This window comes from Streptomyces niveiscabiei, assembly GCF_001419795.1.
Taxonomy (GTDB): Bacteria; Actinomycetota; Actinomycetes; order Streptomycetales; family Streptomycetaceae; genus Streptomyces; species Streptomyces niveiscabiei.
On the sequence record NZ_LIRL01000443.1, the window covers coordinates 1 to 10,912 of the forward strand.

Here is a 10,912-nt window from a genome sequence, read left to right on the forward strand (position 1 = left end):
TGGCACACCGCCCTCACCACCGTCGTCACCGGCGCGAGCCACCCCGACGCCGGCGGCCGTACCCCCTCCGACATGCCGCTCGTCTCCCTCGACCAGCGGCAGATCGACGATCTCGAAAGCGTCTGGCGCGCCCTGAACCCCAGGAACTGACCGCGCCCGCGCACCCCCCTCCCCCCACGAAAGGACCGGACATGGAATTCGGGATCGAGGACGTCTGGCCGCTCGCACCGCTACAGGAAGGGCTGCTGTTCCACGCGGAGTACGAGGCCGAGGGTGGTGACGTCTACAACCGGCAGATGAGCATCGACCTGGAGGGCGAGACCGACCCCGCCGCCTGGCACGCCGCCGCCGTGACGCTGCTGCGCCGGCACCCCAACCTGCGGGCCGGATTCCTGACGATGGGCGCGAGCGGCCCCGTACAGGTCGTGGCGAAGGACGTCACCGTGCCCTGGCGCGAGCTCGACGTCTCGCACGAGAACGCGGAGACCGCCGAGGAACAGGCGCGCGCCGTGGCACGGGAGGAGTACCGGACCCGCTTCGACATGGCCCGGCCGCCGCTGGTCAGATTCGCCCTGCTGCGCCTCGGCGAGCGCCGCCACCGCCTGGTGCTGACCAACCATCACATCCTGTGGGACGGCTGGTCGCTGCCCCTGCTGGTGCGGGACCTGACAGCCCTGTACGAGCGGGGCGGCGACGACACCGGGCTGGCACCCGCCCCCTCCTACCGCGCCTACGTGGCATGGCTGGCGGGCCAGGACCGGGACGCGGCCCCCGAGGCGTGGAGCCGGGCGCTGGCCGGACTGCCCGCCCCGACGCTGCTCGCTCCCGGGCACGAGGTCGCCCGCAGCGCGGTCCGGCGCGGCCTGGTCACCCACCGATTCCCCGAGGCCCTGACCGGCCGGCTGGCGGCCTGTTCATCAACACCCTCCCCCTGCGGGTCCGGCTGCGCGCCGACGAACCGGTCGGCGACCTCGCGGCCCGCCTCCAGGGCGAACAGGCGGCCCTCCTGCCCCACCAGCACCTGGGCCTCTCCCACATCCAGCCCCTCGCCGGCACCGGCACGAGCGGCGACCTGTTCGACACGGTGATGGTCTTCCAGAACTATCCGCACGCCGGCCAGGAGTACTCCACCCCGGCCGCGAAACTCACCGTCACCACCACGGGCGGCGACTCCCCGCACTACTCCCTGGCCCTCACCGTCGTACCGGACTCCGCGCTCCTGCTGCGGCTCGACCACCGCGCCGACCTGTTCGACGAACCGGCGGTGGCGGACCTGGCGGCCCGCCTGGAGCGCCTCGTCGAGCAGGTCGTCGCCGACCCCAGGGCCCGGGCCGGACAGCTGGACCTCCTCGGCGAGGACGAACGCCGGCTGCTGCTGGCGGAACGGACCGGCGCCCCGGACGACCTGCTCGCCGGCGGCTGGACGGAACTCTTCCAGGCCCAGGTGGACCGCACCCCGGACGCGGTGGCCCTGGCCGCCCCCGACGAGGACGAAGAGCCGCTGACCTACCGGGAGCTGGACGAGCGCGCGAACCGGCTCGCGCACTGGCTGACCCGCCGGTCGGTGGGCCCGGAGGACATCGTCGCGATCGCCGTCCCGCGCGGCGTACGGATGATGGTCGCGACCCTCGCCGTCCTGAAGGCCGGCGCCGCCTACCTGCCGCTCGACCCGGACCACCCCGCCGACCGGATCACCGCCATGCTCCAGGACGTGCGCCCCCGCCTCGCGCTCGCCACCACCGCGACCGCCGGCACCCTGCCCGCCGACGCCGGCATCCCGGTCACCGTCCTCGACGCACCGGAGACCACCGACGCCCTGGCCGCACTCCCGGCGACGCGCCCCACCGACGAGGACCGCACCAGCCCCCTGCGCGACACCCACCCCGCGTACGTCATCTTCACCTCCGGGTCCACCGGCGGCCCCAAGGGCGTGGTCGTCCCCCACCGCGGCCTCGCCAACTACGTGCGCTGGTTGCAGGGGACCTGCCGGCTGACGCCCGACGACCGGGTCCTGCTGAAGACACCGGTCACCTTCGACGGCTCGGTGATCGAACTGTTCTGGCCGCTGACGGTGGGCGCGCGGCTGGTGCTCGCCCGGCCCGGCGGCCACCAGGACGCGCACTACCTCACCGAACTCATCGCCACCGAGCGGGTGACGTGCGTGCAGTTCGTCCCGTCGATGCTGGACGTGTTCGTCGACGAGCCGGACGCGGCCCGCTGCACGAGCCTGCGCCAGGTGCTGTGCGGCGGCGAGGCCCTGCCCCAGGACGTCGTCGACCGCGTGACCCGGCTCCTGCCGGTCGAGGTCTACAACCTGTACGGCCCGACCGAGGTCACCGTGGACGCCACCGGCGGCCGGGTGTACCCGGACACCGACGACGGCGTACCGATCGGCCGCCCGGTCGCCAACACCCGCCTGTACGTCGTGGACACGGCCCTGCGCCTGGTCCCCGCCGGAGTACCGGGCGAGCTGTACGTCGCCGGCGCGGGCCTCGCCCGCGGATACGCCGGACGCCCCGGTCTGACCGCCGGCCGCTTCGTGGCCTGCCCCTTCGAACCGGGCGGCGAACGGATGTACCGCACCGGGGACCTGGTACGGCGCCGCCCGGACGGCCAGCTGGAGTACCTGGGCCGGGCCGACGACCAGGTCAAGATCCGCGGCTTCCGCATCGAGCCGGGCGAGATCGAGACGGCCCTCCTGCGCCACCCGGACGTCCGGCAGACGGCGGTCGTCGTCCGCGAGGACCGGCCCGGCTCCGGCCGCACCCTGGTGGCCTACCTCGTCCCCGCCGCAGCCGGCGCCCGCACGGCGCACCTGGACACGGCGTCCGTCCGGGACCTCGCGATGCGCGCCCTGCCCGACTACATGGTCCCGACGGCGTTCGTCGTGCTGAAGGCCCTCCCGCTGACGGCCAACGGGAAGCTGGACCGGCGGGCGCTGCCCGCACCCGACGCCACCGCCCTGGTCACGCTGCGCCCGCCGCGCACCCCCCAGGAAGAAGTCCTGTGCGGGGTGTTCGCCGAACTCCTCGGCCTGCCCCGGGTGGGCGTCGACGACGACTTCTTCGCGCTCGGCGGCCAGTCGCTGCTGGTCATGCGCCTCGTCGCGCGGACCCGGGCACTGCTGGGCGCCGAACTCTCCGCGCGGGACGTCTTCAAGGCGCCGACCGTCGCCGGCCTCGCCCAGCTCCTCGTCCAGGACGACTCGGCGCGCCCGGCGCTGACCCCGGCACGGCGCCCGGAGCGGGTGCCCCTGTCGTTCGCCCAGCGCCGCCTGTGGTTCCTCTACCAGCTCGAAGGCCCCAGCACCACCTACAACGTCCCCCTGACCCTGCGGCTGTCCGGCCGCCTCGACCGCACCGCCCTTGAGGCGGCCCTCGCCGACGTCGTCGCACGGCACGAGAGCCTGCGGACGGTGTTCGCCGAGGTGGACGGCGTACCCCACCAGCGCATCCTGGACGCCGGCCAGGCGCGTCCCGCGCTGCGGGTGAGCGAGACCGACGCCGCTGACCTCGATGCGCGGCTGGCCGAGGCGGCGCAGTACCGCTTCGACCTGGGCACCGAGATGCCGCTGCGCGCCGAACTGTTCACCCTGGGCCCCGACGAGCAGGTCCTCCAGGTGCTGGTGCACCACATCGCCAGCGACGGCTGGTCCATGACGCCGCTCGCCCGCGACCTGGCCGCCGCCTACGCGGCACGCTGCCAGGGCCTGGCCCCCGACTGGCCCGACCTGCCCGTGCAGTACGCGGACTTCACGCTGTGGCAGCGCGACCTGCTGGGCGACGAGTCCGACCCCGACAGCCTGTACGCCCGCCAACTCGCCTACTGGAAGCGGCAGCTGGCCGGACTCCCCGAGCACATCCGGCTGCCCGCCGACCGGCCCCGGCCACCGGTGGCGTCGCACCGCGGCGACATCGCCGGGGTCGACCTGAGCCCGGACCTGCACGCCGGGCTCGCGGACCTGTGCCGGCGCACCGGCAGCAGCATGTTCATGGTCCTGCAAGCCGCGCTCGCGGCCCTGTTCACCCGGCTCGGCGCGGGCACCGACATCCCCGTCGGCAGCCCCATCGCCGGCCGCACCGACCAGGAACTCGACGAACTGGTCGGCTGCTTCGTCAACACCCTGGTGCTGCGCACCGACACCTCGGGCGACCCGACGTTCAGCGAACTGCTGGGGCGCGTCCGGGAGAACGCGCTGGCGGCGTACACCCACCAGGACATGCCGTTCGACAACCTCGTCGAGGCCCTCAACCCCGCGCGGACCCTGTCGTACAACCCGCTCTTCCAGACGATCCTGGCGCTCCAGAACGTGCCGCTCGGCGAGTTCGACCTGCCGGGGCTGCACGTGTCCACCGTGCCCATGCCCCTCCGGACCGCCAAGTTCGACCTCGTCCTCAACCTGCGCGAACGCCACCGGCCCGACGGCGGCCCCGGCGGCATCACCGGAGCCGTCGAGTACGCCACCGACCTGTTCGACCCCGACACCGTCGAGACGCTGGTCGCCCGCTGGACGCGCCTGCTCGAAGCCGTCGTCGCCGACCCCGACACGGCCGTGACCCACATCGACGTCCTCACCGACGACGAACGCGCACGCCTGCTGAACGCGCCCGCTGACGACACCGGGTTCGTCATCCCGAAGGCGTTCGAGGCGCGGGCGGCCCTGGCACCGGACGCGGTCGCGGTGACGGCCGGGGACGTGACGCTCACCTACGGCGAACTCGACCGCCGGGCCAACCGGTTCGCGCACCTGCTGCGCGAGCGCGGGGTGGGCCCCGAGCAGATCGTCGCGCTCGTCCTGCCCCGCTCGCCCGAACTCGTCGTGGCGGTCCTGGGCGTCCTCAAGGCGGGCGCGGCCTACCTGCCGGTCGACCCGGAGTACCCGCGCTCACGCATCGAGTTCATGCTCGCCGACGCCCGCCCCGCCCTGATCGTCGACGACCCACGCACCGTGCGCGAGACGCGGGCATACCCGCAGACCGCCCCCGAGGTGACGCTGGACGCCCGGCAGCCCGCGTACGTGATCTACACGTCGGGCTCGACCGGCCGGCCCAAGGGCGTGGTGGTCAGCCACGCGGGAGTCGGCGCCCTCCACACGGCCACCGTCGAACGGCTGGCCATCGACGCGAGCAGCCGCATCCTCCAGTTCGCCTCGCCGAGTTTCGACGCGTCGTTCTGGGACCTCACCAACGCCCTGCTGTCCGGCGCCGCCCTGGTCCTGGCCCCGGCCGCCGAACCCCTGAGCGCCCTCACCGACCGGCGGCTCGCCGTGACGCACGCCCTGGTGCCCCCGTCGGTCCTGGCGGCCGTGGCCGACGACGACGTCCCCTCGACGACGACCCTGGTGGTCGGCGGCGAGGCGTGCCCGCCCGGCCTGGTGGAACGCTGGTCGCCCGGCCGGCGGCTCATCAACGCCTACGGCCCGACCGAGGCCACGGTGTGCGCCACCATGAGCGGGCCGCTCTCCGCGACCGGCCCGACCCCGCCCCCGATCGGCCGGCCCATCGCCGGCACCCACGCCGTCGTCCTGGACGCCGCCCTGCGGCCGGTGCCGACAGGGGTGGCCGGCGAGCTGTACGTGGCCGGACCGGGGCTGGCCCGCGGGTACCTCGGCCGGCCGGGCCTGACCGCCGAACGGTTCGTCGCCGCCCCGTACGGCCCGCCCGGGGCGCGGATGTACCGCACCGGAGACGTGGTGCGGTGGCGGCGCGACGGAGAACTGGAGTTCCTCGGACGCGCCGACGAACAGGCCAAGGTCCGCGGCTTCCGCATCGAGCCCGGCGAGATCGAGGCGGCCCTCGCGGCCCACCCCCGGCTGGCACAGGCCAAGGTGATCGTCCGGGAGGACCGGCCCGGCGACCGACGGCTCGTCGCCTACGCCGTCACCAAGCAGACCGGGGAGCCCGGGGAGCCCGGGGACACCGGGGCGTCGGCCGACGACCTCCGCGCCCACCTGCGCGAGCACCTCCCGGAGTACCTGGTGCCCTCGGCGATCGTGCTGCTGGACCGGCTGCCCCTGACCCCCAACGGCAAGGTCGACCAAGGCGCCCTGCCGGCCCCGGAACCCGGCGACCGGACACCCCGGGACGAGCCGCTCACCGCACGCCAGCGGACCCTGTGCGACCTCTTCGCCCACACCCTGGGCGTGCGGGAGGCCGGACTCCACGACGGCTTCTTCGCACTCGGCGGACACTCGCTCCTCACGGTCCGGCTCGTCCGCGCGATCAACCAGCGCTTCGGCACGGCCCTCCCCCTGAACGTGGTCTTCGAGCACGAGACCCCGGCAGCCCTGGACGCCCTGCTCGGCACGGACGACGCGGCCCACACCGAGACCCAGGCGCTGCCCGACCTCGCCGCCGAGATCTCCCTCGACCCGTCGATCACCGCGCCGGACGGCTACGACACCCCGGACCCCGCCGCGCCGGACGCCGTCCTGCTGACCGGGGCGACCGGGTTCGTGGGGGCCTTCATCCTCCGGGAGGTCCTGGAACGCACCACCGCCGACGTCCACTGCCTGGTCCGGGCCGCCACCCCGGCCGACGCGCTCGCGCGACTGCGGCGCGGCCAGGAACGCTACGGCCTGTGGGACGACCGGTTCGCCGCCCGGATCGTCCCGGTCCCCGGCGACCTCGCGCAGCCACTGCTCGGACTGCCAGCCGACCGGTTCGACGACCTCGCCCGCCGGATCGACGTCATCTACCACAACGGGGCCCGGGTCAACCACCTGGAGTCCTACGGGCAGTTGCGCGCCGCGAACGTCTCCGGCGTACAGGAGGTGTTCCGCCTCGCGGCCCGCCACCGGATCAAGCCCGTGCACCAGATCTCGACGGTCGGCACCCTGGCCGCCGCTCCCGGCGAGGACCCCGACACGCTGCCCGAGGACTGGCTGAGCCCGCCGGACGCCATCGGTACCAACGGCTACGTGTGCACCAAGTGGGTCGGGGAGGGCATCGGCCGGCTGGCCCGCGACCGCGGCATGCCGACCGCGACGTACCGGCTGGCCCGGATCAGCGGCCACAGCGGGACCGGGGCCATGGGGCCCGACGACGCGTTCTGGCACAAGGTGCGGGCCTGCGCCGAGATCGGGGCCCGGCCCGTGCGCGACGACGGCACCGTCGAACGGCAGAACCTGGTGCCGGTGGACTTCGCCGCGCGCGCCTTCGTCCACCTCGCCCTCACCCAGCGGCCCGACGGCCGGTCCTACAACATCGCGGCCCCCGCCGGGACGGCCGCGGACGCGGTGCTCGACCACGCGCAGGAGTTCGGGTACCCGATGGAACGGGTCTCCCCGTCCGTCTGGCGCAAGCGCGTGGAGAACGCCGCCGCCGAGACGCCCGTCTCCCGCACCGGGTCCGTCCACGCCGTCGCCCTGCTCGGCAGCGGCACCAGCGCCGCGCCGGGCAACCTTCCCACCCGCTACGACCGGCGCAACCTCCTCGCGGGGCTCGCCGACGCCGGCTGGGACGTCCCGGAGGTCGGCCCCGAGATCCTCGAACGGTACTTCGCCTACTTCGTGGCCGCCGGGCTGCTGGCGCCGCCCGCCCGGTCGTAGCGGCTCGGGTCTCTGTCACGGCCGCCACCCGGTCACGGTGGCGGCCGTGGAGGCGCTTTCGAGGACGGGTACCGGTTGCCTGAGCAATCCAATGGGAGCGCTCCCAAATAGTGGGTACAGGAGGCGTGACCGGGAGCGGTTCCGGCCGCATGATTGGCATGAACCCGACCGAAGGCGCGGGAATCGCGAGGTCGGGACCGTCGACGTGCCGGCCGTCGGGCCCGGCACCAGGGAGGCCACCGTGATCACCACCCGCCGACGATCACTGCGCACCGCGGTGCTGGGCGTGCTCCTGCTTCTCTCGTCGTTCCTGTCCGGCCTGTCGTCCCCGCCCGCCGCCGCAACGGCCACCCGGGCCGCCCTCGCGGACGCGGCGGACACCACCGGCAACGCCACGCACTTCGACGGCCTCGGAGCACCGTACGGCGGGTGCGGAGTACCGCAGGCACAGCTGGAGTCCCAGCACTTCGTGGCGCTCAACGTGTGGAACACGCCGGGCAGTTACACCGGTCAGCCCACCGCGCGCCCGATCCCCTCCGGCGACGCCGCCCGCATGGGACTGTTCGCCAACGGCCACAACTGCGGACGCTGGGTCCGCGTGACCATCGGCGACTACTGCACCGGCGTCAACGACGGCGCTGCGGGCCAGGCGTTCTGCCGCAATGGAAACTGGACGGCGGACCAGTACAACGGCGCCACCCTGGACATGCTGGTCGCCGACAGCTGCGGCGACACCAACGCCTGGTGCCGGGACGACCCGTACCACCTGGACCTGGCCACCCGCTCGCTCAACGCCTTCCAACTCGGAGGGCGGCCGGTGACGGACATGTACCCGGGCCGCTGGAACAACCGGCACGTCTCCTGGTCGTTCATCCCGGCACCCGGCTACTCCGGCGACATCGGGATCGGCTTCGTCCAGAACGCCGCCCCCTGGTGGCCCACCATCGACGTCACCCGCCTGCCCAACGGCATCCACGGCGTGGAGTACTACGACGGCACCGCGTGGACGCCGGCCACCATGGTCAGCGACCTGGGACAGCAGTACACGATCGGCCCGAACTCCTCGGGCGGCTCGGCCTACACCGTCCGGGTCCGTGACGCCGACGACCGGCTCGTCCAGGGCGGCCGGACGTACACCTTCGCCCTGCCGGGCTCCTGCGCCTCCGGCTGCCCCCAGCCGTACACCGGCGTCAGCTACACGACCGGCGACGGCGGGAGCGGGTCACTGGAGGCGCCGGCGAACCTCGCGGTGACCGCGACCACCGCCACCAGCGTCTCCCTGTCCTGGAGCGCCTCGCCCGGCGCCGCCGGCTACACCGTCCACCGCGACGGCCAGCCGGTGGGCAGCCCCACCGGCACGACCTTCACCGACACCGGCCTGACCGCCGCGACCTCCTACACCTACACGGTCACGGCACGCGACAGCGCGGGAGACACGTCCGCCGCCTCGGTCGCCGTCCCGGCCACCACGCAGGGCTCGGGGAGCAGCTCCGGCTGCACCGCCACCACCAGGGTGGTCAGCTCCTGGTCCGGCGGCTTCACCGGCGAGGTGACGGTCACCAACACCAGCACCGCCACCAGCGGAGGCTGGCGGGTCGGCTGGAACTGGCCCGGCGGCCAGAAGGTGACGACCGCGTGGAGCGCCCAGCTGACGCAGTCGGGCTCCTCGGTCACCGGCTCGAACGCCGACTACAACGCCGCGATCCCGCCCTCCGGCAAGGCGACCTTCGGCTTCAACGCCACCGGCGACTCCACCGGCCTGCCCGGCACCGCCGTCTGCACCCTCACCTGAACGACGCGCCCCCGGGTCCGGGACGGAGCACACCCGCCCCGGACCCGGACCGCGACTCGTACCCCCCACACAGCGAGGAGACCCCCCACATGACCATCACCCCGAAGACCCCGCGCCCGCGACACCGGATGCGCACGGCGGTGCTCGCGGCGGCGACCGCCCTGCTGACCGCGCTGCCGGTCGGCGCCCACGCCGCAGCGGGGCCCGCGCAGGTGCACACGGCGGGACGGGTCCAGGACGCGGGCGGCACGTACCGCTACAGCTGGCCCGGCGTCTACTTCGAAGGACGCGTCAGCGGCACCGGCGTGGGCGTCGTCCTCGACGACCCGGCCGCCGACTACGACGTCCAGATCGACGGAACCACGGTCGCCACGCTCGTCACCCCCGGCAGGACGACCCGCTGGATCAACGGCCTGGCGAACGGCACGCACACCGTCCGCCTCGTCAAACGCAACGACACGCCCTGGACCACCAGTTCCTTCGGCGGCTTCCTCGCCGCGCCCGGCGGCGCCGTCCTGGCCCAGCCCGCTGCCCGCAGCCGCCAGATCGAGTTCATCGGCGACTCCCTGACGGTCGGCTACGGCAACCTCTCGACCTCCCGCACCTGCACCGGGGACCAGGTGCGCAGGACCACCAACACCGACGTGAGCTACGGCGCCCTCACCGCCCGGCGCCTCGGCGCCGACTACCAGGTCAACGGCTACTCGGGCCTCGGCATGGTGCGCAACTACAACGGCGGGTCGCCGGACGTCAGCTACCGCACCTACTACGACCGCGCCCTGCTGAACGTGCCCGGCGACGTCTGGCACAACCCCGGCACCTGGCGCCCCCAGGTCGTCGTGGTCAACCTCGGCACCAACGACTTCTCGACCGCCATCAACCCCGGGGAACGCTGGACACCGGACAGCCTCGCGTCCGCCTACCGCGCCGCCTACGGCGACTTCGTCCAGAAGCTGCGCGCCCGCTACGGCGCCGGTACCACCATCGTGGCGGTGGGCGCCGGCCAGTACGCCGCCCAGGTCCAGCAGGTGGTGAGGGCCCGCAACGACGCCGGGGACAGCCGGGTGCGGTACTGGTTCCTCGACGACGCGGGCCTGGACTTCCTCGGCTGCGACTGGCACTACTCCGCCCACGACGACCGCCTGATCGCCGACCGGCTCACCCCCTTCCTCTCCGGCCTGCCGACAGGCTGGTGACGACACCCGCCCCCGCCGATACATCGGATGTCAAGCATTCCCGGGGCGGAAACGAGCCGCACAAGAACCACTGTTTCAAGGCGACTTCTGCCCCGGTTATGGACAACCACCCCCTGTGCACCCGCTAATACATCCCATGTCCGAGGTCGCGTCCGGAGTCAGGAGAGAGCTGTGTCCCAACCGATCAGCCGCCGCACGGCGTTGACCGGCGTGGCCGCCGTGACGGCCGCCGCCGTGGTGCCACCGGCCCTGGCGACCCCCGCCCGCGCCGCCGCCGCCGCGCCGCAGCCGCTGCCCCTGCCCCCGCTGCGGATCCCCCGGCCCGACCTCGGCGTCGAGCAGCAGCCCGACGAGAAGATCCGCTGGATGCAGGAC

General features: G+C 73.8%; 3 protein-coding genes and 2 pseudogenes. All 5 read left to right on the forward strand.

All coding sequences use genetic code 11. The features are described from left to right. Window positions 1–191 precede the first annotated feature (191 nt). A pseudogene (locus AOK24_RS50925) lies at window positions 192–884 on the forward strand (condensation domain-containing protein); the annotation flags it as partial. Beyond that, window positions 779–7,549 carry a non-ribosomal peptide synthetase gene (locus tag AOK24_RS21575; RefSeq protein ID WP_107104010.1) on the forward strand — a complete coding sequence of 2,257 codons (6,771 nt, stop codon included), beginning with the start codon at window positions 779–781 and terminating at the stop codon, window positions 7,547–7,549. The pseudogene AOK24_RS50925 and the gene AOK24_RS21575, both read left to right, overlap by 106 nt. A gap of 241 nt (window positions 7,550–7,790) precedes the next feature. Further along, window positions 7,791–9,341 carry a cellulose binding domain-containing protein gene (locus AOK24_RS52305; RefSeq protein ID WP_276206848.1) on the forward strand — a complete coding sequence of 517 codons (1,551 nt, stop codon included), beginning with the start codon at window positions 7,791–7,793 and terminating at the stop codon, window positions 9,339–9,341. A gap of 89 nt (window positions 9,342–9,430) precedes the next feature. Further along, a complete protein-coding gene (locus tag AOK24_RS21585; protein WP_055721710.1) occupies window positions 9,431–10,537 on the forward strand; it encodes an SGNH/GDSL hydrolase family protein in 1,107 nt (368 codons plus the stop codon). A gap of 171 nt (window positions 10,538–10,708) precedes the next feature. Next, window positions 10,709–10,912: pseudogene (locus AOK24_RS21590) on the forward strand (alpha-L-fucosidase); the annotation flags it as partial.

Coding starts and splice junctions, on each gene's coding strand:
- AOK24_RS21585 (WP_055721710.1), top strand. CDS start 9,431: ATGACCATCACCCCGAAGACCCCGCGCCCGCGACACCGGATGCGCACG.